Here is a 23,881-nt window from a genome sequence, read left to right on the forward strand (position 1 = left end):
GACACTAATCTAGATCAAAGGAATTACAGTGCGTTGGTTAGTCTTATCATTATGTTTAGTTCTATTTTCTTGTGCCACTGAAAGACCACAAGGAAAGACCGAAGCAGAAGTATTATATAAAGAGGCCCAGGAGTTAATTAGTGACTCAAGATATATTCTAGCAACAGAAAAGCTTAATACTTTAAGGTCACAGTATCCATATAGTTTTTATGCTACACATGCAGAACTTTTACAGGCAGACGTCCTCTACGCTCAAGAAAGTTATGTAGAAGCGGCAGCTGCATATATCTTATTTAAAGATTTCCATCCGAAGTATAAAGACTTAGGTTATGTTGTGTGGAGAATTGCTGAATCGTTTTATAAGCAAATTCCAGATACCATTGATAGAGATTTAACTTCCGCCTTTGAAGCAATGAAGTATTATCAAGAACTGCTTAACTTTCATTCAAACTCCGATTATGCAAAAGGTGCAATCGAAAAAGTTAAGCTTTGTGAAAAAATGATTTTAGGTAAAGAAAAATATATTGGAGATTTCTACTATAAAACAGAAGTCTTTGCTGCTGCTAGGTATCGTTATCTGAATATTATTTCTCAATATGAAAATGCCCATGAACTAGTTGCGCACTCAATGATTCGAGTTCTGATTAGCTCAGCTAAGTTAAGAGAAAAAGAGAAGTGTGATTCTTACTATGCAAGTTTTAAAGAAAAGATAATTGCTACAGAAGCAAAGAAACTAGAAAAAGCTTATCAAAACTGTGTGAAGCTATAGGAGCTATATGGAAACGTTTAATGCAAATGAATTGCTAGAAAAAGGTAAAGCTTGCTACAACGGTGGTGAGTATAAGAAGGCTGCAGCGATATTTAATGAACTTATAGAAATAGATCCAAAAGCTATTGAGGCGCTTTTTTATCTCGCGAATATTTTTCATATTAATGGTGAAATTGGTAAAGCGATTAAGGCATTTAATAAAGTTATCTCTCTTGATCCTACTCATACAGATGCTGCAATTAGCTTATCAGTTCTTTATAATGATATTGGTCACTATGAAGATGCTAAGAAAGTTTTTAACCAAGCAAATGAAAGAGTTAAATCAAGGGCCCACGGAAGTGAGGGTATTGATGATCAGCATGTAAATAAGAAGTTTGCAATTAAACATCTTGAGCTGGCGGACCTATATATGACTTATAACCGATATGATGAAGCATTATTTGAATATAATAAAGTAGCTTCATTAAACCCTGAAGATTTAGAAGTTAGAATAAAGGTTGCTAAAGTCTATGCAAAGAAAGGCTTTATTTCTAAAGCAATTGATGAGCTTAAGACTTTGAAAAATGAATCTCCAAATTATATAAATGGTAGGATTGCTTTAGGCGTACTTCAGTATGGAAATGGAAGTATACTTGAGGCTCAAGCAGAGTGGGAAAAGGTTCTCTCTTTAGAGCCTCACAATTCTGAAGCTGCAATGTACCTGAATCTATCTCAGACAGCGACAGAGACATCTCTATAGACCTTATATAACTAGAAAATTATGCTGATATTAGAAGGGCCTCGTTTGAGGCTTTTTTTGTGCTTAAGAATTGGCCGCGAGTTGACATAGAGCTGACAACTTCTAATTGCTTTAGTGAGAATATGTTCTTGTAAGGCGATTAAAGGTTCCCAAAACCATTTCCTCCGCAACAAAAATCTACTGATCCCGCCATAAATCCCCACCTCACTTTAGTCGCCTTAGGAGGAAAATCATCTAGCTGAATTAAATTTAAAAAGGAAAAAAAAAGGTCAGCTAAAAGCTGACCTTGATATTAAACTTCTGAGTTGAGTTCTTGATTAGCACCTGTTGGGGCACTGTTTTCAGTATCTGTAACAGTGTCTTGCTTAGTAAGCTCAACATTTGTTCTAACAGAGTCATCTGAAGTATACGCTACTATATATCTCTTTAAGTCAGTGTACATTTGACATCTTACTTCTAGTTTAGAGTCTTGAAGTACAATTTGTCTTGCGATCTTAGTCTTATTGTTAATAACAATAGGAGCTTTAAGGTTTGCAGACATTTCAGTAACTGTTTGTGGGATAGTAAGGATCGTATAGATACTTGCATCAGTTAGGTTCTCTAGGCTTAAGCTTGTAAGCTCAGCTGGAAGAAGTTTAACTGAATAGTCAGGCTTAAATATTTTTGGTTCGATAATAGGGAAAGCTGTTGATGCGTCATCAACTGATTGAATCCACAGAATAAGAGTCTGATCACCTGGATCGACGATGAAGAACTGAGTAAGCTTTTCAAAACCTAGTAGTCCATCTTTAAAAGTAATTATATCTTTTTTCTCTACTTCGAGTTCACCAAATCTGGTTGTGTTGATTTTCACTTATGGCCTCCAAATTCAGGCTACAATAGCCCGCCTTAGGATTCTATCAGTCGTAGGACCAGATGTGCAAGTAGGAATTTATTGCTTATTTCTTTAATTCGTCAGCTAAGTCTGAAATTGAAGACAGATCTGCCATAGACGCTTCAGTATTCTGATCCTGAATGGCCTTGTAGACTTCTTCTCTGTGAATTTTCGTTTCTTTGGGCGCTTTAATACCTAGTCGTACTTGCTTGCCTTTGATTTGAACCACAACAATTTTTATGTGATCATCAATTGCGATGCTTTCTCCTAGCTTCCTTGTCAAAACGAGCATAAATAAACCTCAACTTTGTGAACCTTCCTGATTCGATCCGCATTGCTTCATATATTACCTTCAAAATCAAAAGGCAAGTAAAAACGCTCAAATTGACTCAATTATTTTACCTTATAAAATAATTATACTGCCGGTTTTGCGAGTATCAGTAGCTTCGTTGGTTTATCTCAAGAAATCCATAAGGTTCTGATTTATCAGTCCTTGTGATGATTGGTAGGTTGATTTAAGAACATTTTGGTGTTTTGTGATGTCTGAAAAGACTTCAGCAATGTCCGCATCCACAAGCTTGCTTTTGCGCTCCGCACTGTCTATATTCTCTGATTCTAGTCTAGATTTGGAATTCATGACTGAGCTGGTAATAGAACCAATTCTCGTTCTCAAGGTAATTAGTCTGGAGACACTGTCATCGAATTCTTCAAGAAGATTTTGAATTAGACCTGAATCATTTGTTTCTAAAGCAACGGCTAAACTTTCTAGCTGCGCAAATATATTATCACGTTTTTCAAATTTATCATTATTAACAGAAGCCAGCTCTCTACTTTGAACTGGAGCTTCTTGGTTTTCCTGGCTCTTGCTAGGATCTACATATTTAAGTGGGTCAACATTCTTGTCCGAAGTGTCGTCAGAAGAGTAAAAAACTTCATAACCATTTAAATTTATAGGTAAAAAGAAGTCTTTTGCAACTTCTACTGTAGTGTGGCCTTTGTCACCCTTGTATTCTCCAGTACTTTCAAAAGGAAGTGTAAGTGTTGAATATCCTGAAAAAATATACTTTTGACCGACTCTCTTATTAGAGATCGATAGGGCAAGATTTTTTAATTGAGTCACTTCGTTGGCAACATTCTTTCTAACATCTTCATTGTAGAAATCAGAAGACTGAGAAATTGCAATTTCTTTAGCCTTTGTGAGTACATCTGTTAATTGCTCGAGGGACTTTTCTGTAACATTTAAGTGCAGTAGGGCGTAGTCTGAGTTTCTTAAGTACTGTTTATTGTCGTTGACTCTCGAATTAATTGAAAGAGCTTCTACGTTACTTATAGGGTTGTCTGAAGGTCGAGTAATATCCTTAAGGGTTGACCCTTTCATCTGCAGGTTTTCAAGCTTTGACTTGGATTTTCCAAGAGAAAACTTGAGAGCTGCAGTAGAACTATTTTCAGATACTCTAGACATTTATTTATCTCTTAATTCCGATGACTGTTTTAAACATTTCATCGGCGGTTTGCATTATTTTAGCAGAAGCTTCGTAAGCATGTTGATACCTGACCATATTTGCTGCTTCTTCATCAATTGACACACCAACGAGCCTTTCTCTGAGACCTATTGCCTGGGCCTTTAGGCCTTCAGATTGCTCACTATCTAATCTTGCCTTTCCTGTTTCTAGACCAATCTTACCGACAGTTTGTAGATAATACTCTTCAAGTGTTGTTTCGTTTTCACCAAGAATTCTTTCGTGTTGTAGTTTCGAAATGGCCAGTGAGACTCTGTTATCACCTGGAGCGTTAGGGGAAAGAGCAGTAACAACATTAGATAAGTCTTCTTTGACAGCAGAGCTTAGATCCATATTTAAAGCTGCATCTTTTTCACTTGTTGGTTCTTTAAAGAAATCTATTCCAGTTGTTAGCCCTTTATTATCTACAGATGAAACATTTCCGGCCTCATCTTTAGTAAGGGATCTATTAACATAACCTCTTCTATGAATTGCATTAACACTCTTAGATAAATTATATGCTATGTGATTTACTTTTGTTTTAACTTCAACAATATCTTCATTTCTAACTTTTATCATAGAGGAAAGTTTTCCACCTTTGAATTTATGAGTTAGAGGAAAGGCTGGCTTACCTTCAAAATATATTTCAGCAGATCCTGCAAGACCGTTTGCAGAGTCTTCTTTATTACGTGTACCAACTTCAAGCTTTTGAACTAACGTTCCTGTGACTAAAGTTCCAACACCTTTAGCGGAAACAACATACTTCCCTTTGGAGTCGACATAGGTATTAACATCAAAAGACTCAGCAAGTTTTCTAATTGCGAGGTCTCGTTGATCTCGTAAGTCTCCAACTTCCTCATGAACGGCCTCAAGAGATTGAATCTTCTTGTTTAAGCTAGCAATATGTTCAGCCGTTTGATTAATATCTATAACTTCAGTTTTTATATTGGCATCAATACCAGACGAGATTGCGTCTAGGTTCTCATTGATTCTTCTAAAGTCCTGAACGACTAAATTGGCTTGATCTCTAACAACAGATCTTATGGTCTCATTTTCTGGTTGGTTAGCAAGTTCTCTAAAAGAGTTGAAGAATTTATTAACAACTTGATTTAAACCTTCTGAGTCAATTTCATTGAAAATACTTTCAACCTGAGACATTCGATCCATTCTTTGTTCAAAGAATTCGCTGTTCGTTATACTTTTTTGAAGTCTTTTGTTGATGAAGTCATCATTGATTCGAGTAACAGACTTTACACGAACACCTGTTCCGTGAATTGTCCCACCTTTTGTTATTGGTGTGTTTGTTGTTTGATTAACTCTTTGACGAGAATATCCTTCGGTATTAACATTGGCGATGTTATGCCCTGTAGTCTCTAGAGACTTCTTTGAAGCATTTAAACCTGTACGACCAATATTAAGTAAATCTGACAACTATACCTCTATACCGAAAGCGATCTTGCTTTGGCGCTTCCTTTATTATTATAAGTAGAGTAGCTCTTTTCACCGAGCGCTTCTTCGCGAATACTCTTAAGTGAGCCTAGCGCTTTATTAATAAAGAGTTGATTATTCTTGTTTTGAACTTGAATTTTTTCAATAATATCGATTAAAAGAGCATTGAAACTCTTTAAATGTTTTTGGTTTAAAGTATGTTCAAAATCTTGAAAGAATATTATGAGCTCTGAAACATTTGTGATTTTAGCACCTAGATGCTTATTTACATTGCTGATTAGCTCTTCTCTAATAGTTTCTAGGGCGCCTATCTTTGCAATAGTTTCTTGCTTTTCTTCGATCTTGACTTCAAGCTCTTCTATCTGACTTCCTAATAATAAAGAATACTCATCACAAGTTTGGTCAAAGAGTACGGAATGTTCTTCACATAACTTTTTCCACAAATCTGTTATTTGAAAATAAAAAAGTTCCTTTTTTTGTGTATCCATCTTTTATAACTCTTCGCTTAGAATCTTATCAGCTAATGCTTCATAGTTAACGTTGTATGTACCGTTTTGAACTTGCGCTTTTAGACGAGCAATTTTTTCAGAGTTATCTACCTCTGGTGCTGCATCTACCGCCTTTCTTATCCTAGAGAAATCTTTAATGGCCTCTGGAATGGCAACATTTGTATCTCTCTTTGCCATATCATTAAGTTCAGTAGTTCTAGTTGCATCATTACGCTTTAAGGCGTTAATCTTGGCAGCATTACTTCCTGAAACATTTGTTTTAGTTCCTGGGAAAAACTTTGATCGAGTTGATTCAATATTAGTCATGACGTGCCTCCGAACCTAGTCCGTTTTGAACTTTATTATTTGAGTTGGCTTTATACAACTCTATACCTTCGTATTCTGAAGTATTAGAATTATTCATTTCAACAGATGGTTTTCTGACTTGTTGACCAGTTTGTTCCTGGTAGGCGTTGAACGCATGAATATTTCTATATTTTTCTGGATAAATCTTATCTAAAATCAAATCTTGTAATCCAATTTGATCTCTTTGAACCATGGCCTTAGCACGTTCATCGCTTTCAAGGTCCATATAGTAGTCCATACCTGTTGAAGCAGGCTTGTCAGATTGAGATGTTTTCTTCATCTCATCAATCATGAGTTTGACGAATTGCTTTTCCATACTTTGAGCGGCCTCAAGATAAGGCTTAGGAATAAACTTCTTGCTTTCAGCCTTAGAAACTTTTCCATTTGATGGATTTACAGATAGGGAATTAGAGATATTTTTCATAGTCATCCTGACCTTGTTTTAGCGATTGTCATTCCTCGACTACCGCTCTATAACTTAATTCTAGCACTATTTGGTACTCAAATCTAGCACCGAATACTATTTATATTAATTCTAGTACACCAACAAGTGATCCGTTGCTTTTTAAGGCCTTAAATATTGAAATTAGGTCCTCTGGAGTCGCTCCAAAGGCATTTAATACTTTAACCAAGTCATTTAGTGTACTTTTATGGTCTATATAATAGAGCGAATTTGCCTTCTCCGCGCCCTTGTCACCTTCGCCTTTAACTTCGATTGTTAAGTCACCATGAGCTATCGCTACTGGAGTAAGTTTGACTTCTCCACCGGCCACAATTGTTCCAGTTCTTTCATTGATAACAATTTTTGTAGCAGAGTCAGCATTAACTTTAAAATTTTCTACTATTGCTAATAATTGAACAACATCTCTTTGGTATTGAAATGGAATAATAATATCTATTGTTGCCGCGTCTTTTGCACTTGCATATTTTCCACCAAGCTCTTGGTTAATTATTTTTTCAACTCTTGCAGCTGTTGTAAAATCAGGATGATTTAAAGAGAAGCGTAAAGACTTCTTTTTATCAAAGTCGAGTTGAACTTCATTTTCAACTGTTGCTCCGTTTGGAATAGTACCAGTCGTTGCAAATGCTTTACCCTTTTGTAGGCCACCAATAGACATCGGACCAGATGCAATTGCATATATCTCTCCATCACCTGCCTTAAGAGGCGTAACTAGAAGAGTTCCTCCGGCCAAAGAGCTGGCATCACCAATTGAAGAGATTGTTACATCAAGTTTCTGTCCCTGTCTTGCGAATGGGGGAAGCTTTGCGGTTACAATTACGGCAGCTACATTTTTAGAGGACACTTCATTTTGCGGGTTTAAACCAAGTTTTTCAAACATCCTTTTGAGGGATCTATTCGTAATTTCACCGCCACCATCACCAGTACCGTTTAAACCAATAACAAGTCCATATCCAATAATTGGATTGTCTCTAACACCTTTCACTGTAACTAGGTCTTTTAGCCTAGATGGTGAGGCCAAAGAGCAAAGACTGAGTGTAAGAAGAATGATAGCAAAAAGTTTTTTCATAAATTACCTTAAAATATGTACGCTAGTTTCTAACATTTTGTCAGAGTCTATAGTGTCAGAATCAGTTATATCTCTTCTCGATACTAAGGCCTGAATTTCAACTAGCCTTTTTCTCTTTTTAAACAAAACACTTTTTTGCCCGCGTAAAAGAAGGTGCCCTTCGTTTATTTCTTCGATTACGACACTTGAAATTCGGTCGTAAACTTTTCCTTCTTTTTCACTCTTTGCTTGATCGTCATTTTCTGGCTGAGCTGACTGCTCTTTCTTTTCATCTTTCTCTGGCGCCTTGGCAACCTTAGGATAATCTGGAAATGCTTTTTTTAACTCTAGAGTCATATCATTTTTAAGAGTTTTCTTAACATTTACTAAAATAATATCACCATGCTTCTTATCCTTTTGAGCTGTGAAAAGATGCTTCTGTCTTCCTTTTCCTGCCCATAGACTGCTGTCGTTTCTTGAAGTGTCTGTTAAGTCATCTGCAGTATATCTTTTTTTTATTGAACTTTGAGGCTTATAGTTTCTTCTTACCTGAGGTGGTCTGTTACGATCGTTTTGGTAATTATTTGCCACAGGTCTACTCAGTTGATTGTGGTAGTTGTTTTGAGCAGTCGGGTTTCTGAAGCGCTGAAACTGATCTTGTCTTGGTGGATTTCTTCTAACTTGATCTCTATCTAAGTCGTTATACATTTTATTAATGTAGTTACTGCATGAAAACAGTAGTGATGTTGAAATAATGATTAGTAACTTTGTAAACTTCATAACTCAATTGCAACCTTGTTATAGTCTATAACTTTTCCTGTAATTATCTTTTTACTTCTTGATGATCTTAGTTGGATCATTTCTCCATATTTACCATTTCTCAGAGGAATAGCTGTACTTTTAAGTGAAATTCCATCTTGCGAAAGAGTAATACTTGCTGGTGTTCCTGCTTTAACAATAGAAACAGGAACAAGATCTGATATAAGTAATGGCTTTTCACCATTAAGTGGCTTGTTAACTTTGTAGAATACTAATGACTTTTTGTTCGTAAAGACCTGGGCTGGGTTATCAACAAAAGCTTCCTCTTCTTTAAACATTGAAGAACTTAGAGATTGATTATTCACTTGAATCATTCCTCTAGGTATTAATGCAACAGTCTTTATAAGAACCTTTGCGTTTATGATTTGTACTTTATTTGTATTGCTAATTGGGTTTTGACTAATTATGCGAATACTTTTATTTCCAGGGAAACTGCAACTTGGGCAATCAACTTGTAAGCTTTCCTCTTCGCTTAAGATGACTGCTGAAGTTCTTGCTGCTGTAGAAATATTTTTTACGAACCAGTTTTTTGAAAAGGCTATTCTTTCGGTTAAGAAATCTTCTAATTTATTAATAGAGATTTTCTTAGGATGAATTGTTACCTTTTTATTCTCTATAGAGTTAAACATTCTCGCTAGTTGAGAACTAGAGACAACACCTTGGGTTGTTATTAGAAATCTGACGAAATCTAATTGAACATTACGTTCACAATTAGATTCCTTGATAACATCCTTAGTAAGAGTGCTAATATTTTCAGAAATTGTGTAAATTTTTGGATGTACAGTTATAGAGCATGGCTTTGACCATGCTGTAAAAGTGGTAAAAAGAATTAATGTTATTAAAACTAGTTTCATTAGTTACCTTATATTATTAACAGTCTGTAGCATCTGATCCGCAACACCCATTACTTTGGAATTCATTTCATAAGCCCTTTGGGCCTTTATTAGAGAGGTCATCTCATTCATAATACTTACGTTAGAGCCTTCTAATTGCCCTTGATTGATTGAGCCAGAGCTATTTTCTCCAGCGATATTTTGAATTGCTTGTCCACTAGACTTGGTCATGGCATAAAGGTTCATGCCGGTAGACTTCAGCCCGATAGGATTAATGAAAGTAAAAATTGGGACTTGTCCTAGGTTTACAGGCTCAACCTGATTTGACATGTAAGCTTCCATACTACCGTCTTGAGCAATGTTCACACTCTTAACACCAGGAGGAAAAACAAATGATGGATATAGTTTATAACCTTGCTTATTAACAAGAGTTCCTGTGCTATCAACATTAAATGCACCGTCTCTAGTGTAGCGAACTTCGTTGTTGGGCATTACTATCCCAAAGAAGCCTTCCCCGTTTATCATTAGATCGAACGGATTATTTGTAATTTGTGGAGCACCTTGTGAGAATTCTTTTCTTACTCCGGCAACTTTCGCACCTGAGCCAATCTGAACGCCAACATTATTTAGTGTTGAAACACTTGATCTTGATCCCGCTTCTGTGACTGTTTCGTAAAGTAAATCTTGAATTTCTGTTCTTTGCTTCTTGTAGCCAGTAGTATTTACGTTGGCAATATTATTGGAAATAGTCGAAACATTCATCTCCTGTGCTGCCATGCCTGTTGCAGCGGTGTTTAGAGCACGTAACATTGCATTTGCTTTTGGCAATTGTAGTAGGAATACAGATAGAATAAGGGCCTTAGTTAAATTGTACATTTAAATCCTTAGAATTTTCCAATTTCGTTTACGCCTTTGCCACTTATTGTGTCATAGACTTTTATTACTTTTTGTATACTCTCAAATTGTCTATTAGCTTTAATTAGTTCAGACATTTCTTGAACGGCATTAACATTAGACTGTTCAATAAAGCCTTGCTGTACCGTTGTATTAACAACTTGTTTGATATTGTTAGGACTCTTATTTATAAAATGAGAATTTCCTTCTTTTCTTAAACCTTGAATATCTTCAAATTCAACAACGGATAGATCTGTTAATTTTTGATTATTAACCAAAACTTCTCCTTGAAGATTTACAGTCATTCGACCTTGTGGAAGAGTAATTATTCTTTCTTGTGGAGGAGTTAGTTGAGCCTGAACGCCCTCTACTGGATCTGGGTTTTGCTCTGTTTTAGATAATACAGGGTTCCCGCTCTGAGTGACGAGCTGACCTTGATTGTTTATAGTCAAAGCGCCTTGCCTAGTATATCTCACTCCATTTGGAGTAAGAATCTCGAAAAAGCCTTTCCCGTGAAGCGCTAGATCAAGTGAATTTCCTGTTGGAGTTAGTTGTCCTTGTTCAAAATCAGTGAAAGTTCCATCTACTTTTACTTTTGCATGTTCTGCACCATAGCTTCTGTAGAAGTCTTCTGGTTTCCATTCTTTATGAGGAAGGTCTATATCTTGTTCAGTGCCTTTTTCGAATTGTGTTAGATATTCTTTAAAAACTATTTGTTCTTTCTTGAATCCTGGAGTGTTTGCATTGGCAACATTATTTGCAATGGTCTCAACTTTTCTTTGCTGAGCAATCGCACCTGATAATGGAACCCAAAGTTCTTTCAAATTATCCCTCCTGGATATATGTGAAGTAGTGTCATCCTGACAAAATATTCCTCCACTGTAGTAATCATAGCAATGAGAGTGCCAATTTCTCTACATCGGCAAATTTATCCATAGAAAGTAAGTGTCTGATATTGTATCTTTATAGTGTTTCTATGGGTTATAATTCAGAAAATAATGGAATTTTTTGCACCACCAAGGTGGCAAAATTTCCTTTGAAACGACTTTGTGTGTCAATAAATTGGGATAATTAAATGGTGAAAGAGAAAAAAAGCTTTGAGCAGTCATTAGATGATTTAGAACAACTCGTATCCAGTTTGGAGCATGGGGAGCTTGGCCTTGATGACAGTATTGAAAAATTTGAGGAAGGTGTAAAGCTCTATAAATTTTGTAAAGACCAGTTAGGCAAAGCCGAAAAAAAAATTACCAAGCTCACAGAATCATTAAATGAGGTAAACTTAGAAGAATGAAAGTTCTTTTACTCCTTATATTAATAACTCTTAGCTCATGTAGTCAGCTTGATTCTACAAATGAGAGCTATTCATATATTGGTGTTGATTTAGAAAAAGAAAGTTATAAAAAAATTCCGATTATAGAAGGTAAGAAGACAGTATCTGGATATGGACCGGAAGTTGATTCCAAAGAGGTTTTTGAGGCATCAGTACCAAGCGATGTAATTGGACTCTATCTTTATCCCGCCGGTTTTAACTCTTTGTCCTATTTAAGGATTGTCAGTCAATTACAAAAGTATCAGATAACTCCAAATGTTTACTCGGGTGCCGGAATGGGGGCCGTGATTGCTTCGTTGCTCGCAATGGGGATATCACCGGACCATGCAGAGTGGAAGTTCTTTTCGTTGATGGAATCATTTAAAGATTCTGTTTATTTATCGAGTGAATGGAAGAAGGTGTTCTTCAAGTTTTTGAAAAGTGAGTTTGAAGATAAGAGAATCGAAGAACTTAAGTATGCACTTATTCTTCCAATATATGACAAAAAGCTAGGCAAAGTACGTTACTTATCTCGTGGTAATCTTTATAATGTCCTAGTTATAAATTTTGATTTTAATGAAGAGTCAGAATATTTTCAATCACCTCTATTGAGAGGAGATTTGCAAATCAGTGATTTAATGGATAAGGGAATTGATAGATTGGCCGTTGTTAATTCTCTAGGTGAAGAATTAAGTCTAAGTGAAGGCAATCACTTTCTAATTGGAATTTATAGTAAGCTCGCAGGATTGGCCATTCACCATAAAGAAGTAATTAATGATAAACTGCGGTGGTTTAATATCAACCTTAAGCAGGTATATATGGATAAGGTTAAAGATCTACAACAATTAATGCGAAACTCGGTAGAAGATAATGACCAGTCTATAGTCGCATTAAGAGAATTTATGCAAAAGGGATATAAGAAATAATGAAAAACGTTATAATAAAACTTTTATGGTTTGGTCTTGGGTCAGCACTTCTTGGAGGGCTAATCGTTGCAACCGTCGTTATATATTTTTCATTTGGGCTACCCAAAATTTCTTCTTTAGCTGATTATAATCCAGCGATACCTAGCCAAATTCTTGCTAAAGATGGAACTGTCTTAGCAGAGATTGGAAAAGAAAGAAGAGAAGTTACACAATTTTCTGACATACCAAAAAGGGTCGTAGGAGCTTTCCTTTCTGCAGAAGATGACAACTTCTATGAACACAAAGGAGTTGATTACTTTGGTGTAGTAAGAGCATTTATCGCAAACCTCAAAGCTGGAAAGGTTGTTCAGGGTGGGTCAACTATAACTCAGCAGGTTGCAAAGTCATTGCTTCTTTCTCAGGAGAGATCAATTGCTCGTAAGATTAAAGATTTTCTACTTGCTCAGAGAATCGAAGAGAAGTTTTCAAAAGAGGAAATTTTATTTCTATACTTAAATCAAGTCTACCTTGGTGGCGGTTATTATGGTGTGACGACTGCTTTTAAAGGATACTTTGGAAAAGAGTTAGATGAGGCGACAATTGCTGAAAGTGCAATGGTTGCAGGTTTGTTGGTTGCGCCAGGTAAGTACTCACCATATATTAATCCTCAGTATGCAATTAAGAGACAGGGATATGTTTTAGGTCGAATGTATGCAACTGGAAAGATTACTGAACAAGAGTACAAGGACGCTTTAGCTGAGAAGATCAAGTTTAGATTAAGAAAGAGTTCTGATTTCAAAGCGGGTCACTTCACTGATTGGGTTAGGCAAAGAGTGATTGAACTTGTAGGAAGCGAGAACTTTTTGACAAATGGTTTTAGAATTCAAACGACTATTGATTACGATCTTCAAGTAACAGCTGAAAAACAAGTTCTTGAAGGTGTTAAAGGGATTGATAAGCGACAAGGGTTTAAAGGTGCTTTAGGGCATTTTGAAACAACTAAAGAGGTTGAGGAATATTTAGTAAAACAAAGAACCGAATTGCTGAAAGATAAGTCGTTATACTTCACATTAAATGAAGATCTATCTCGTAAATACGAAGTTGAATCTACTGAAGAGCTTATTGAGGAAAGAGAAAAGTCCCACTTTGCTTTTTTCGAGAAGTTGATTAGCAAAAGGTACTATCCTGGAAATATTCCCAATGATCCTGTCTTAGGGTTTCTATCAAAAGATGAAATTTATAGAGCGGTTGTTAGAAGAATAGATAACTCTTCGAGAATGATTTACGTAAGCTACGCAGGTATCAATGGAATTATTCCATATGAGCAATTTCGCTGGGCCCACGAAAGAGTTATTACTGAGGAAAGGGCCTATTATGGGTATGTAACGAAACCAACTTCTATCTTAAAAGTAGGAGATATAATTCATGTCTCTATGCTTAGAAACTCAGTAGGTATAGAGAAGTATATTTGGAAGAACTTCTTACCACGTTTTAAAAAATCTAAAGACTATGATCTTGTTAAGAAAGAAAGGTATGTGCTTTTCGAATTAGACCAAATTCCAGATGCTGAAGGAGCTTTAGTTTCTTTAGATCCAAAGAATGGAGAAATAATCTCTTTTGTTGGGGGAGCTGACTTTGGTAGATCTCAGTTCGATAGAGCTATTCAGTCTACTCGTCAGCCAGGCTCATCGTTTAAGCCAATTCTCTTTGCAGCTGGGCTTGAAAATGGTTTTACTCCCGCAAGTATACTTCTTGATTCTCCAGAAGCATTAGGCGGATCAGACTCGACTCTTAATTGGAAGCCACGAAACTATGATGGTAAATTTATTGGTCCAATGACTTTTAGAAACTCTCTTGAGAAGTCTAGAAATATTCCTACTATTAAACTTGCATCTGAAATTGGCGTACCAAAAATCTTAGAGTTTACAGATAGAATTGGCTTTAATGCTAAGCTTGATAAGGATTTAAGTTTAGCGCTAGGCTCTTTTGGTGTGACCTTAATGGATATAGTTTCAACCTATGCAATCTTTCCCAACGGTGGAAAGTTAGTTCATCCAAAGTCGATTATTTCAATTGTAGATAGGTTTGGAAAAAATTATGAATTGGTTGAACGTAAAGAGGTTGTTCAACAAAATAGTGACACTGTTGACGATGAAGCTTTAGAAAAGATGGCCCAAGCTGAAAGCGATGCTGTTTCAAATATAGACGAGAACCAAGAAAAACAAGAAATTAACCCTTTCCACGTAGCCCTTGGAGGAGATCAGGTTTATGATCCTCGCCTTGCTTATATTATGACTAACCTACTTAGAGGTGTCGTTCTTCACGGGACAGGAAAGTCTGCTAAAGAAGTTAGTCCTTTTCTTGGTGGTAAAACAGGAACCACTAACAATTATGTAGATGCATGGTTTCTAGGTTTTTCTTCGAATATTGTTACGGGAGTTTGGACAGGTTTTGATGATAATAAGACACTAGGCTGGGCCGAAACTGGGGCAAAGTCAGCATTACCAATTTGGAAAGAGTTTATGCGAGAAGGGCTCAAAAAGCGCGGAGAATACGACTTTACAGCTCCATTAGGAGTTATAAATGTAAAGATCGACAAGAATACGGGTAGATTGGCCCGTCCAGGACAGCCGGATGCATTTTTAGAGTCATTTGTTGAAGGGACAGAGCCTGGTAGCCAAAAAGAAGAAGATATTGAAAAGCTAAAGTCTGACAGTTCAACTAGGTTTTTGGAAGAAGATGATTATTATAATAATCAATAAAGATTAATATTTAAAAAAATCTTCCGATAGGTTTGTGAAGGACAATTGTTCCCGAGGAAACCTGCATGATTGAGAATAAGACGAATAAAGATAAGGATAATTTTAAGAAATTACTTTTTCTTCCTATTGTAGTGTCTATTTTATTTCACGGAGCTTTTCTAATATCCCGAATCGATTTAAAGAAATCACCTTTGGTTAAAGTTTCGGAGTCGACCCCTAAGAAAATCAAGCTAAAGTTAAGAAAGTCTAAGACTAAACCAATGCAAATTGTGAATAGCGAACTTAAAAAAGTTAAAGAAGATCCGAAGGACGCAAAATATTTAAGTAAGCAAAATCAAAAAGTTGACAGAGAAACCAAGGCGGCCACGACAGGTTCGTTTAAGTCTGCCGGTAAAGGTATTAGAACAGGATCAAAAGAAGCTTCTCAGAGTGTTGTTCAGTCTTCTAAGGGCAAGAGCAATGAAACTAAGAAAGTTGCGGCAAAGAAAACTAAGACTAAGAAATTCGATCCTAAGAATATTAAGCTAACGGACCTAGGCTTAGGAAGTACTTTTACTAAAAAACCAGCCTCTAAGAGTGCTCCGAAGTTAGGTCTAAAGAATGGTCAGATTAAAGCTTTTGGCCTTGCTCAGAATAATGATTTTATTGAGGACCTTCCTTTAGGCGACATGACAAAGCTAAATACAATAGAATACAAGTACTACGGTTTCTACTTTAGAATTAGACAAAAGCTTGAGCAGCATTGGGGAGATTCTCTTCGCAAACAGGCCAAGAAGATGTGGAAAAAGGGGAGATCTATTGCAAGTGATGAAAATAAGATAACGTCACTAACAATAACCATTGATAAAAGTGGAAATATTACTGAAGTAAAAGTGAAGTCTACAAGTGGGATAAATGAGCTTGATGACGCAGCAATAGAATCATTTAATAAAGCTGGACCATTTCCTAATCCTCCATCGGATTTAGTTAAAAATGGCTACGCAAAAATTGAATGGGGATTCGTTGTTAAGTCTTAGTGCTTTTGTGACTTACCAAGAAGATCTTTCAGATTGCTAATCCCTTCCATCATAACATAGTCATTCCAGATTGAATCAAGTTCTCTCATTCTTTCGATCAGAGCAATTGCAGCTTGATCTCTCGATATTTTTTGTTTCTCAGACAGGTGAGAAATCGCCACGCTAAGTGCTTCCATTTCAGAAGAACTACAAGCTACAGCAAGTCTATCTTCAAAAGTATTATCAATTTTCTTTTCTTTAGATTTGATAATTGCAGTATTTAATAATTGAATTGATTCTTGATTTTCAGAAATCATATATTTAAATAACCTAAGATTTAAGAGTTTCTATTGCCGGTTCTTAGTAGAGAACGAGCGTCAGTATGCTTGGCAGAGGGCCTTTCGTAAAGGGAAAAAAACTCAATGTGAAAAAAAAATCATTGTGAAAAAAAGACATATTTTTAAGTGATTTTTTTCATGAAAATAGGCCATTTTTTAGCGGGTGCGTAATTGACTTCTGGAAACAAATTTTTTTTATTTTTTTCTTGATTTCGAAAAGGGCCAGAACAAATCCGGCCCTTTTTAGCTTTTATAAATTTGAACAATGTTCTTGATATTCTTCTGAAGACATTAAAGCGTTGTATTCATCAGATGATGAAACTTTAAGTTTAATCATCCAAGAACCATATGGATTTTCGTTACAAGCTTCAGGACCAGCTTCAAGATCAGTATTTGCTTCCACTACTTCTCCTGATACAGGCGAGTAGAGATCACTCACAGATTTAATTGACTCTACAACTCCAAAAGTATCTTCGGCCGAAAGCTCTGTACCAATTTCTGGTAACTCAACGAAGACAATATCTCCTAGTGATGATTGAGCGAAGTCGGTAATACCCACAGAGACAATATCTCCCTCAAGTAGTACCCATTCATGGTCTTTTGTGTATTTAAGCTCAGCTGGAATATTGTTAGACATTACTTGTGTCCTCCTGTGACGAATGCTTTTACATGGTAAATAGCTTCAATATTGTTCTTTCTTATATTAATTTTAAATGCTTTATCTTTAGGAAACTTATCCGAATCTACAAGTCCAAGTGCGATACCTTTTCCTGTTGCAACAGACATAGTTCCAGACGTAACTACGCCAATTATTTCATCTTTGGAGTTCAGAATATTGTACCCTTCTCTTGGAATACCTTTTTCAAGACTAAGTTTAACAAGGCGCTTTTTAGGCTTACTTTCTATAAGAGCGGCTTTTCCAATGAAGTTATCTTTTTGAGTTTTAACAGTCCACTTCAGAGCTGCATCAAGTGGGGTGAGTTGGTCATTTAGTTCGTGACCATAGAGTGGGTAGCATACCTCTAGACGAAGAACGTCTCTAGCAGCTAGTCCACAAGGAAGCGCTCCTTTATCTAGTAATTTAGACCAAAGATTCTTTGCCATATCATGGGAGCAAAAAACTTCGAATCCATCTTCACCAGTGTAACCAGTTCTTGCCAAAATAACCTGCTCTCCAAGCTTGTTAAGCTCTTTAGCACTGTAGTATTCCATATTGTCTTCATCCGAAAGAAGTTCAATACTTTTAAAGATTTCAACTACTTTTGGGCCTTGTACGGCCAATAGTGAGTACTCAGAAGACTTATTTACAAGTTCAATATCAAAAGAATTCGTCTGTGAAGAAATCCAGTTCCAATCTTTTTCAATATTTGAAGCATTCACGCAAATAAGTACTCTTTCTTGTCCGAGCTTGTAGGCTATCAAATCATCAATAGTGGTCCCGTCTTCTCTGCAAAGAGGTGAGTAAACGGCTTTATGTAAGTCAGCTGACAGAAAGTCATTTGTAATAAGGTAGTCTACAAATTTTATTGCATCTTTTCCTGTTACAAAGAATTCACCCATGTGAGAAACATCAAATACACCGCAATTAGTTCGAACTGCATTTGATTCATCTTTTACTGACGAATACTGAAGAGGCATATCATAACCAGCGAAAGGGGCCATCTTTGCGCCTAAGTCCAAATGAACCTGGTGTAAAGAAGTCGTTAAAAGACCCATACATTCTCCTGTGAAGTTTAATTATTAGATAATTTTATAAGCTCTTTTCAGCAGCTTGTAAAAGATTTTGGGCCAAAGAAAGAATCGTCATCGGTCCAATCCCACCAGGAACGGGAGTGATTGCGGATACGTGATCTTTAATATTGTGAAAATCGGTGTCGCCGCATAGTTTGCCCTCGGCGTCTTGATTCATTCCAACATCGATAATGGCCTGGGATTTGGAATCACTTAGATAGTCCCTAGTAAGAAACTTCGCACTTCCTATGGCCATGATAATAATGTCAGCTTGTTTGGTATGATCTTTTAAGTTTTGTGTCTTAGAGTGACATAAACTAACAGTGGCATTGTGGTTAGTAAGTAGGAGACTCAAGGGTTTACCGACAATTAGTGATCTACCAACAATTGTAATATTCTTATTCTCTATTTCAATACCGTAGTAATTGCAAATTGTTACAATTCCTTTTGGTGTACAAGGAATAAGCGCTCCTTCACCTTTTTCACCTTGGTAGAGATTCATAACATTGAACTTATTAAATCCATCAACGTCTTTATAGGGAGGAATGAGCTCTCCAACATTTATATGCGCTAGGTGTTTAGGAAGTGGGAGCTGAACAAAGCAGCCGTGAACACTTGGGTCACTTACTATATCTGCTACATGATCTAAGAAGTCGTCTTCTTTAAGATCGCTTGGTAACTTAATGATTTCGCATTCTGCACCAAGGTTTTCAATGAATTTCTTCTTATTTCTTGTGTAAAGTAAGCTTGCTGGATTGTCGCCTACGAGAATAACCTTCATCGTAGGAATTATACCTTCTTGCTTTAGTGCTGAGCATCTATTTTTTAAGTTCTCGACAGACTCTTTAATTAGAGGCTTCGACTTCATTATTATAGTTTCATTCTTATTCATTATAAGTATCCTGCTCAAAAAATACCGCAGAGCGAAGCTAGAATATTTTTTGAAATTTCTCTTCTTTCACCATATAGTACGATTTTACAAGAAGTGGGAGTACTAAGTGGTTTTTTACATGGGTCTAGGTCTACAGCTTATAGGATTTGCTTCAGTGGGTCTATGCCTTTTTTCTGGAATGAATAAGGGAAATTATGGACAGCTTGAGTTCTTACAACTGGTTGGAGGCTCTCTCGTATTCTATCTGGGACAATTTGTAAGATCAAAACACCAAGGATAGTTTCTAGACGATTACTCTAACATCCATGTACAATTAATTATGAAAATTTTGGGAATTGATCCTGGCTCTAGAAGCGCCGGATGGGCATTAATAGAAGTAAATGGCAGGAAAATTAATTTTCTAGATTCGGGAACTTTGAAGTATGCAAAAATCGACAATTTTGTGGATAGGCTTGGAGTTATTTATGACTCTATTAATACTTTGATGCTTGAGCATAGACCTGATGAAGTTTCTATTGAGGCATTGATCTTTGTAAAGAGTGTGAGTTCGTTAGCAAAATTGGCTCAGGCCAGAGGCGCTATGGTCGCTGCCATTGTACAAACAAGAAAGGGAAAAGTTTTCGAATATGCACCTAATCTCATAAAATCTACAATTAGTGGATATGGTCATGCAGATAAAGCAGCAATTGATAAAACTCTTCAAATGATATTTGGAGAATTAAAATTCGGCTCTCACGATGAGTCCGATGCTCTTGCAATTGCTCTATGTCATGCTTTAAATAGTGGAAAGCAATTATCTACAAAGACAACTGGCCGCCCGAGCAAAGGGCGAACATTAAAAAGTGTTTTTAAGCACAAGGAAAGAACAACATGATTGGACATCTACAAGGTGAAGTTTTATTTAGCGATGGAGTTGAGTCCGTAATCCTTACAAATTCGGGAATAGGGTATCAAGTTTATTTTCATCAAGTTTTGCCCGAAGGTAATGTCACATCAATTTTTATCTCCCATGTTATTAGAGAGGCCAGTGAAGAGCTTTACGGATTTAGAACTATTCGTGAAAAGAAGATGTTTGAACTTCTAACTTCAGTTAAAGGTGTTGGTCCTAAATCTGCCTTCAGTCTGGCAAGCAATATTGGAGTTGATCAAATTATTAATGCGATCACTATGGATGATAAAAAAACATTGACCAAAGCTCCTGGAATTGGAGCCAAAGCAGCAGCTCAGATGATATTAGACCTTCAAAATAAAGTGTCAAAAATTAAAATGTATTCTAATAAGACACTGGGAGCTCAGCCTATAGCGGCTACTTCTACTGTAAGTATTCAGCCTGAAATGTTTACTCAGGAGACTGAAGTCGAAAGTACAAGTGATCACCTTATTCTCAACGATACGATTCTTGCTTGTAAAGAATTAGGGTTTAAAGAAGAGAAAGTTATTCCTATAGCACAGAAAATACTAGGCTCTAACGAAATAACTAAGCCTGAACAACTTATTCACCTTGTGCTTCGAGAAGTATAATTATGAATGATGAAAGAATAGTCTCTAATGAAATATCAAGCGAAGAGTCTCAAAGAGAAATTTTTTTAAGACCGGAAGACTTTAGTGAATATGTAGGACAAAAAAAAGTTGTTCAAAATATTGAAGTGATGGTTGAGTCGGCCAAGATTCGTAACGCGGCCATGGATCATGCGCTACTTTCTGGTCCTCCTGGACTTGGTAAAACTTCACTTGCAATGATAATTGCAAAGGCCCTTGGAAGTGAATTGCACGTAATCTCAGGACCGGCAATTGAAAAGAAAGGTGATATCGCTGCTATCTTAACCAATCTTGGCGAGAGGGATGTTCTATTCATTGATGAAATTCATCGAATGAATATTTCAGTTGAAGAGATACTATATTCTGCTATGGAAGATTATAGACTAGATATTCTAATTGGAGAGGGGCCATCGGCGAGAACAATGCAAATTGGAATTGCCCCTTTCACTCTAATAGGAGCAACTACGAGGTCAGGTTTATTATCAAGTCCTCTTAGAGATAGGTTTATGGCACACCTTCATTTTGATTTCTATAATCATGAAGAACTATCACAGATAGTAGAAAATAATGCTAAAAAATTATCGATTTCATTAGAAGGTGATGTGAAAACTCATATGGCCAAGTGCTCTAGAGGTACACCTAGAATTGCAAATAGAATTCTTAGACGAGTTAGAGACTATGCAATTGTTTCGAAGAATAATTATATAAGTGATGATGCTGTTGAGAAGTCTTTAGACCTTATGGATATAGATTCTTACGGACTAGATCGAATGGATAGAAAAATTATCCAAGTAATTCACGAGTATTATAATGGTGGTCCTGTAGGAATTGAAGCTTTGTGTGCAACTCTCTCGGAAGATAGGACAACGATTGAAGATGTCTATGAACCTTACCTTTTAAAAGAAGGATTTCTAATTCGTACACCGCGAGGTAGAGAAATTTCGCAAAAAGCAAAGGATCATTTAGAAGATTTTGTGCAAGTTAAATAGTTACTTCGAGTGCAGATATTTAAGTCAGTATAATTAAGTTCTTTGACTTTAACTCCCTTTTTTATACTGAATAGTAAATCAATGGATCTACTTCCCATTTCTTCAGGCTTTTGACCAACTAGTCCCTTTAGGTAACCATCCTTTAAAAGATTCAATTGGTTTTGAATGGTATCTATTGAATATATATTCAATTCAGATTTCTTCTTACCGCTTTCTGTGATCATTGCTCTAAACTTAGCTTCATCCTCTTGAGCTATAGTTCCCATTATAATAACACTCGGTACAAGCTTGTCCTCAGTTTGTAGACGCAATATTTTTCTAAAAAAGCTAAGAGACTTATCTGATTTTTCATAACTATAAACAGGGCATCTTTCATTGTGAATATAGTATTTCTTTTTATCAAGCTTAGTTAGAGTTTCTACAAAACCTTTCACTCTTTGATTTAAGTTGTCCGCAATCCTATTTCCACTAAGAACACAGTATTCTTTTGGAATAGGTTTATCTTTATAAAATAATTCGGCTAAAGTTTTTCCTAGTTGGTAGTTGTTGGTACCGATATAGGCCTTTCGAATGGTCTGATTCTTAGTTAAAACCTTCTTAGAAAAATCAGCATCAAATGTAATGAGAGGAACATCTTTTCTTAAGTACTTTTCCAAAGACTTTTCGGTGTAATCAGAATTAATGACCGCCATAGCAATTCCATCAATATCACTATTGTATAGCTCCATTAGTATTCTTTCTTGAACTAGGTGGTTGGCCGATTTTGTTTTTGGGAATATACATTCTACATTCTTTAGTTCAGCAGCTCTTCTTTCACACCCTTTTTGAACTTCTTTATAGAATTTTTGTTCAGAGTTTTTAGCAATAATCGCAAATTTATAAATTTTCTCTTTTGAAGAGATATTTAAAGAAATGCAGAAGAATAGAAATATAAGTTTAACTTTCATAAGTTAATTATAGTTGAAAAACCATTTTATGGTACTTAATTTAAAACTAAAAAATAAGGATTAAGCAAAAACAGGGAAAATATTTTGAGGAAGATCAAAAGCTTCTACAGCTTCTTTTTGTAGAGAGTTTGCAGATACTATTTCATAAGCTGATGGAGTTTCTAGTAGCTTTCTACAAAGTAGATTATGTAGATTGTGACCAGATTTATAAGTCGTGATCTTGGCCGCAACTTCGTGACCTAGTAGGCTAATATCGCCAATCGTATCCAGGATTTTATGTCTTACAAATTCATCTTTAAAGCGTAGACCATCGTTATTCATAACTTTAAAATCATCCAAAACAATAGCATTATCAAGAGATCCACCTTTAATTAGGCCCTTTCTCTTAAGCATATCAACATCTCTTAAAAGACCAAATGTTCTAGCTCGTCCAATTTCTTTAATGTAGTTTTCACAAGAAAACTCAAAAGTCTTTGTTTGGCTCTTTATTAGAGGGTGCGTAAAGACGATAGTAGAATCAATTATTAACTTGGATGCAGGCTCAATAAGTGCCCACTTATCTCCGACCTGTACTTTTACAGGTTCTAGTACAACTAGAAATTTCTTAGATTTATTAAGTGTTTGCAGCCCTGTCTCTTTAAGTAGAAATACAAATGATGCTCCTGAGCCATCCATAATTGGGACTTCTGGACCATCAATTTCAATAAAGACATTGTTTATACCAAGACCGTAGAGAACTGATAATAAATGCTCAACAGTGTGAACAGCGTTAAGACCGGCACCAATTGTAGTATTGTTCTCAGTCGCACCAACAGACATAGCATCTGCTTTTAAAACAGGTGCGTCTTTTAAATCAACTCGCTTGAATTGAATGCCATAGTCAGCCTCAGCTGGATAAAGGTTCATAGTCACTTTTCGACCAGAGTGAATCCCTATTCCAGTTACTTCAACTTTCTTAGCTATTGTGCGTTGATAGATCATTTACTACTTTTCCAATTTGATTAGTTAACCATTTTAACCGTATGCATAAAGTATGGCAACTCAATTACTTAATAATACAGGACCAAGTTCAAGGAAACCTTAATTAAGAAAGATTTGCCGATATAAATACGTCCAATTCGAAAGAACTGGATTTATCAGATTATACCCTATATTGGAATTATGATTTAACGCTTATGTAATCTTTCCAAGTTATGTATGCTTATGAGACGTTATTTCAGATAAAGTAAATAAAAA

General features: G+C 36.0%; 28 protein-coding genes. 10 read left to right on the forward strand and 18 right to left on the reverse strand.

Annotated features, from left to right (window positions below; translation table 11 throughout):
• Positions 1 to 28: 28 nt before the first annotated feature.
• Complete coding sequence (locus DPQ89_RS04520) at positions 29 to 769, forward strand: outer membrane protein assembly factor BamD (protein WP_164848253.1); 741 nt, start codon at positions 29 to 31, stop codon at positions 767 to 769.
• A 7-nt stretch (positions 770 to 776) separates the two neighbouring features.
• The gene (locus tag DPQ89_RS04525) at positions 777 to 1,508 is read left to right on the forward strand and encodes a lipopolysaccharide assembly protein LapB (RefSeq protein WP_127715649.1); all 732 of its coding nucleotides are present in this window, start codon (positions 777 to 779) and stop codon (positions 1,506 to 1,508) included.
• Positions 1,509 to 1,800: 292 nt separating this feature from the next.
• Here DPQ89_RS04525 and fliW read toward each other — a convergent pair whose 3' ends face one another.
• The 12 genes from fliW to flgF all read right to left on the reverse strand — a co-directional run bounded on the left by fliW (position 1,801) and on the right by flgF (position 11,062).
• Positions 1,801 to 2,361, reverse strand: a complete 561-nt coding sequence (gene fliW / locus DPQ89_RS04530) for a flagellar assembly protein FliW (protein ID WP_127715651.1) — start codon at positions 2,359 to 2,361, stop codon at positions 1,801 to 1,803.
• An 85-nt stretch (positions 2,362 to 2,446) separates the two neighbouring features.
• Positions 2,447 to 2,674: a carbon storage regulator CsrA gene (gene csrA / locus DPQ89_RS04535; RefSeq protein ID WP_127715654.1), complete on the reverse strand. Its 228-nt coding sequence runs from the start codon at positions 2,672 to 2,674 to the stop codon at positions 2,447 to 2,449.
• A gap of 162 nt (positions 2,675 to 2,836) precedes the next feature.
• Positions 2,837 to 3,844 carry a flagellar hook-associated protein FlgL gene (flgL, locus tag DPQ89_RS04540; protein ID WP_127715656.1) on the reverse strand — a complete coding sequence of 336 codons (1,008 nt, stop codon included), beginning with the start codon at positions 3,842 to 3,844 and terminating at the stop codon, positions 2,837 to 2,839.
• A gap of 4 nt (positions 3,845 to 3,848) precedes the next feature.
• A complete protein-coding gene (gene flgK, locus DPQ89_RS04545; protein ID WP_127715658.1) occupies positions 3,849 to 5,312 on the reverse strand; it encodes a flagellar hook-associated protein FlgK in 1,464 nt (487 codons plus the stop codon).
• A gap of 8 nt (positions 5,313 to 5,320) precedes the next feature.
• Positions 5,321 to 5,818: a flagellar export chaperone FlgN gene (gene flgN / locus DPQ89_RS04550; protein ID WP_127715660.1), complete on the reverse strand. Its 498-nt coding sequence runs from the start codon at positions 5,816 to 5,818 to the stop codon at positions 5,321 to 5,323.
• A 3-nt stretch (positions 5,819 to 5,821) separates the two neighbouring features.
• Positions 5,822 to 6,145 (reverse strand): flagellar biosynthesis anti-sigma factor FlgM, encoded by a 324-nt coding sequence (gene flgM / locus DPQ89_RS04555; protein ID WP_127715662.1) that lies wholly within the window; start codon positions 6,143 to 6,145, stop codon positions 5,822 to 5,824.
• The gene (locus DPQ89_RS04560) at positions 6,138 to 6,608 is read right to left on the reverse strand and encodes a hypothetical protein (RefSeq protein WP_127715664.1); all 471 of its coding nucleotides are present in this window, start codon (positions 6,606 to 6,608) and stop codon (positions 6,138 to 6,140) included. The genes flgM and DPQ89_RS04560 overlap by 8 nt, the downstream gene beginning before the upstream one ends.
• Before the next feature lie 100 nt (positions 6,609 to 6,708).
• Positions 6,709 to 7,713: a flagellar basal body P-ring protein FlgI gene (locus tag DPQ89_RS04565; RefSeq protein ID WP_127715666.1), complete on the reverse strand. Its 1,005-nt coding sequence runs from the start codon at positions 7,711 to 7,713 to the stop codon at positions 6,709 to 6,711.
• Positions 7,714 to 7,716: 3 nt separating this feature from the next.
• Entirely contained in the window at positions 7,717 to 8,472 is a 756-nt protein-coding gene (locus DPQ89_RS04570) for a flagellar basal body L-ring protein FlgH (protein ID WP_127715668.1), read from the reverse strand.
• Positions 8,469 to 9,365, reverse strand: a complete 897-nt coding sequence (gene flgA, locus DPQ89_RS04575) for a flagellar basal body P-ring formation chaperone FlgA (RefSeq protein WP_127715670.1) — start codon at positions 9,363 to 9,365, stop codon at positions 8,469 to 8,471. The genes DPQ89_RS04570 and flgA overlap by 4 nt, the downstream gene beginning before the upstream one ends.
• A 3-nt stretch (positions 9,366 to 9,368) precedes the next feature.
• Positions 9,369 to 10,220, reverse strand: coding sequence for a flagellar basal-body rod protein FlgG (flgG, locus tag DPQ89_RS04580; protein WP_241558782.1), 852 nt, complete (start codon positions 10,218 to 10,220; stop codon positions 9,369 to 9,371).
• An 8-nt stretch (positions 10,221 to 10,228) separates the two neighbouring features.
• On the reverse strand, positions 10,229 to 11,062 hold the full coding sequence (flgF, locus tag DPQ89_RS04585) for a flagellar basal-body rod protein FlgF (protein WP_164848254.1): 834 nt from the start codon (positions 11,060 to 11,062) through the stop codon (positions 10,229 to 10,231).
• 251 nt (positions 11,063 to 11,313) lie between these two features.
• On the opposite strand from flgF, the gene DPQ89_RS04590 reads away from it, so the two are divergent.
• The 4 genes from DPQ89_RS04590 to DPQ89_RS04605 all read left to right on the forward strand — a co-directional run bounded on the left by DPQ89_RS04590 (position 11,314) and on the right by DPQ89_RS04605 (position 16,230).
• A complete protein-coding gene (locus DPQ89_RS04590; protein ID WP_127715674.1) occupies positions 11,314 to 11,529 on the forward strand; it encodes an exodeoxyribonuclease VII small subunit in 216 nt (71 codons plus the stop codon).
• On the forward strand, positions 11,526 to 12,473 hold the full coding sequence (locus DPQ89_RS04595; protein WP_127715676.1) for a hypothetical protein: 948 nt from the start codon (positions 11,526 to 11,528) through the stop codon (positions 12,471 to 12,473). Before DPQ89_RS04590 ends, DPQ89_RS04595 begins: the two co-directional genes overlap by 4 nt.
• Positions 12,473 to 15,214 (forward strand): penicillin-binding protein 1A, encoded by a 2,742-nt coding sequence (locus DPQ89_RS04600; RefSeq protein ID WP_127715678.1) that lies wholly within the window; start codon positions 12,473 to 12,475, stop codon positions 15,212 to 15,214. Before DPQ89_RS04595 ends, DPQ89_RS04600 begins: the two co-directional genes overlap by 1 nt.
• Positions 15,215 to 15,279: 65 nt before the next feature.
• The gene (locus tag DPQ89_RS04605) at positions 15,280 to 16,230 is read left to right on the forward strand and encodes an energy transducer TonB (RefSeq protein ID WP_127715680.1); all 951 of its coding nucleotides are present in this window, start codon (positions 15,280 to 15,282) and stop codon (positions 16,228 to 16,230) included.
• Here the strand turns inward: DPQ89_RS04605 and DPQ89_RS04610 are convergent.
• From DPQ89_RS04610 to DPQ89_RS04625, 4 genes are all read right to left on the reverse strand, one after another.
• The gene (locus DPQ89_RS04610) at positions 16,227 to 16,526 is read right to left on the reverse strand and encodes a hypothetical protein (protein ID WP_127715682.1); all 300 of its coding nucleotides are present in this window, start codon (positions 16,524 to 16,526) and stop codon (positions 16,227 to 16,229) included. The genes DPQ89_RS04605 and DPQ89_RS04610 overlap by 4 nt on opposite strands.
• A 271-nt stretch (positions 16,527 to 16,797) precedes the next feature.
• On the reverse strand, positions 16,798 to 17,184 hold the full coding sequence (gcvH, locus tag DPQ89_RS04615) for a glycine cleavage system protein GcvH (protein WP_127715684.1): 387 nt from the start codon (positions 17,182 to 17,184) through the stop codon (positions 16,798 to 16,800).
• Positions 17,184 to 18,263, reverse strand: a complete 1,080-nt coding sequence (gcvT, locus tag DPQ89_RS04620; protein ID WP_127715686.1) for a glycine cleavage system aminomethyltransferase GcvT — start codon at positions 18,261 to 18,263, stop codon at positions 17,184 to 17,186. The genes gcvH and gcvT overlap by 1 nt, the downstream gene beginning before the upstream one ends.
• A gap of 34 nt (positions 18,264 to 18,297) precedes the next feature.
• Entirely contained in the window at positions 18,298 to 19,170 is an 873-nt protein-coding gene (locus tag DPQ89_RS04625; RefSeq protein ID WP_127715688.1) for a bifunctional 5,10-methylenetetrahydrofolate dehydrogenase/5,10-methenyltetrahydrofolate cyclohydrolase, read from the reverse strand.
• Between the two features lie 106 nt (positions 19,171 to 19,276).
• Between DPQ89_RS04625 and DPQ89_RS18425 the strand changes: the two genes are divergently transcribed.
• Genes DPQ89_RS18425 through ruvB form a run of 4 tightly spaced genes read left to right on the forward strand, consistent with a single transcriptional unit; the run spans position 19,277 to position 21,698 of the window.
• Positions 19,277 to 19,450, forward strand: a complete 174-nt coding sequence (locus DPQ89_RS18425; protein ID WP_164848255.1) for a hypothetical protein — start codon at positions 19,277 to 19,279, stop codon at positions 19,448 to 19,450.
• A gap of 39 nt (positions 19,451 to 19,489) precedes the next feature.
• Positions 19,490 to 20,044 carry a crossover junction endodeoxyribonuclease RuvC gene (gene ruvC, locus DPQ89_RS04630; RefSeq protein WP_127715690.1) on the forward strand — a complete coding sequence of 185 codons (555 nt, stop codon included), beginning with the start codon at positions 19,490 to 19,492 and terminating at the stop codon, positions 20,042 to 20,044.
• Positions 20,041 to 20,691: a Holliday junction branch migration protein RuvA gene (gene ruvA / locus DPQ89_RS04635; protein ID WP_127715692.1), complete on the forward strand. Its 651-nt coding sequence runs from the start codon at positions 20,041 to 20,043 to the stop codon at positions 20,689 to 20,691. Before ruvC ends, ruvA begins: the two co-directional genes overlap by 4 nt.
• Before the next feature lie 2 nt (positions 20,692 to 20,693).
• Positions 20,694 to 21,698, forward strand: a complete 1,005-nt coding sequence (gene ruvB / locus DPQ89_RS04640) for a Holliday junction branch migration DNA helicase RuvB (RefSeq protein WP_127715694.1) — start codon at positions 20,694 to 20,696, stop codon at positions 21,696 to 21,698.
• Here the strand turns inward: ruvB and DPQ89_RS04645 are convergent.
• Entirely contained in the window at positions 21,668 to 22,645 is a 978-nt protein-coding gene (locus DPQ89_RS04645) for a substrate-binding domain-containing protein (protein ID WP_127715697.1), read from the reverse strand. The genes ruvB and DPQ89_RS04645 overlap by 31 nt on opposite strands.
• Before the next feature lie 60 nt (positions 22,646 to 22,705).
• Positions 22,706 to 23,626: a UDP-3-O-acyl-N-acetylglucosamine deacetylase gene (lpxC, locus tag DPQ89_RS04650; RefSeq protein ID WP_127715699.1), complete on the reverse strand. Its 921-nt coding sequence runs from the start codon at positions 23,624 to 23,626 to the stop codon at positions 22,706 to 22,708.
• Between the last annotated feature and the right edge of the window lie 255 nt (positions 23,627 to 23,881).

It is taken from the genome of Halobacteriovorax sp. HLS (assembly GCF_004006665.1).
Lineage (GTDB): Bacteria > Bdellovibrionota > Bacteriovoracia > Bacteriovoracales > Bacteriovoracaceae > Halobacteriovorax.

What these genes read in the sequence shown, in the direction of transcription:
- DPQ89_RS04525 (WP_127715649.1), top strand. Translation starts at nt 777, where the DNA reads ATGGAAACGTTTAATGCAAATGAATTGCTAGAAAAAGGTAAAGCTTGC.
- csrA (WP_127715654.1), bottom strand. Translation starts at nt 2,674, where the DNA reads ATGCTCGTTTTGACAAGGAAGCTAGGAGAAAGCATCGCAATTGATGAT.
- flgL (WP_127715656.1), bottom strand. Translation starts at nt 3,844, where the DNA reads ATGTCTAGAGTATCTGAAAATAGTTCTACTGCAGCTCTCAAGTTTTCT.
- flgN (WP_127715660.1), bottom strand. Translation starts at nt 5,818, where the DNA reads ATGGATACACAAAAAAAGGAACTTTTTTATTTTCAAATAACAGATTTG.
- flgM (WP_127715662.1), bottom strand. Translation starts at nt 6,145, where the DNA reads ATGACTAATATTGAATCAACTCGATCAAAGTTTTTCCCAGGAACTAAA.
- DPQ89_RS04560 (WP_127715664.1), bottom strand. Translation starts at nt 6,608, where the DNA reads ATGAAAAATATCTCTAATTCCCTATCTGTAAATCCATCAAATGGAAAA.
- DPQ89_RS04565 (WP_127715666.1), bottom strand. Translation starts at nt 7,713, where the DNA reads ATGAAAAAACTTTTTGCTATCATTCTTCTTACACTCAGTCTTTGCTCT.
- DPQ89_RS04570 (WP_127715668.1), bottom strand. Translation starts at nt 8,472, where the DNA reads ATGAAGTTTACAAAGTTACTAATCATTATTTCAACATCACTACTGTTT.
- flgA (WP_127715670.1), bottom strand. Translation starts at nt 9,365, where the DNA reads ATGAAACTAGTTTTAATAACATTAATTCTTTTTACCACTTTTACAGCA.
- flgG (WP_241558782.1), bottom strand. Translation starts at nt 10,220, where the DNA reads ATGTACAATTTAACTAAGGCCCTTATTCTATCTGTATTCCTACTACAA.
- DPQ89_RS04590 (WP_127715674.1), top strand. Translation starts at nt 11,314, where the DNA reads ATGGTGAAAGAGAAAAAAAGCTTTGAGCAGTCATTAGATGATTTAGAA.
- DPQ89_RS04595 (WP_127715676.1), top strand. Translation starts at nt 11,526, where the DNA reads ATGAAAGTTCTTTTACTCCTTATATTAATAACTCTTAGCTCATGTAGT.
- DPQ89_RS04600 (WP_127715678.1), top strand. Translation starts at nt 12,473, where the DNA reads ATGAAAAACGTTATAATAAAACTTTTATGGTTTGGTCTTGGGTCAGCA.
- DPQ89_RS04605 (WP_127715680.1), top strand. Translation starts at nt 15,280, where the DNA reads ATGATTGAGAATAAGACGAATAAAGATAAGGATAATTTTAAGAAATTA.
- DPQ89_RS04610 (WP_127715682.1), bottom strand. Translation starts at nt 16,526, where the DNA reads ATGATTTCTGAAAATCAAGAATCAATTCAATTATTAAATACTGCAATT.
- gcvH (WP_127715684.1), bottom strand. Translation starts at nt 17,184, where the DNA reads ATGTCTAACAATATTCCAGCTGAGCTTAAATACACAAAAGACCATGAA.
- gcvT (WP_127715686.1), bottom strand. Translation starts at nt 18,263, where the DNA reads ATGGGTCTTTTAACGACTTCTTTACACCAGGTTCATTTGGACTTAGGC.
- DPQ89_RS04625 (WP_127715688.1), bottom strand. Translation starts at nt 19,170, where the DNA reads ATGAATAAGAATGAAACTATAATAATGAAGTCGAAGCCTCTAATTAAA.
- ruvC (WP_127715690.1), top strand. Translation starts at nt 19,490, where the DNA reads ATGAAAATTTTGGGAATTGATCCTGGCTCTAGAAGCGCCGGATGGGCA.
- ruvA (WP_127715692.1), top strand. Translation starts at nt 20,041, where the DNA reads ATGATTGGACATCTACAAGGTGAAGTTTTATTTAGCGATGGAGTTGAG.
- ruvB (WP_127715694.1), top strand. Translation starts at nt 20,694, where the DNA reads ATGAATGATGAAAGAATAGTCTCTAATGAAATATCAAGCGAAGAGTCT.
- DPQ89_RS04645 (WP_127715697.1), bottom strand. Translation starts at nt 22,645, where the DNA reads ATGAAAGTTAAACTTATATTTCTATTCTTCTGCATTTCTTTAAATATC.
- lpxC (WP_127715699.1), bottom strand. Translation starts at nt 23,626, where the DNA reads ATGATCTATCAACGCACAATAGCTAAGAAAGTTGAAGTAACTGGAATA.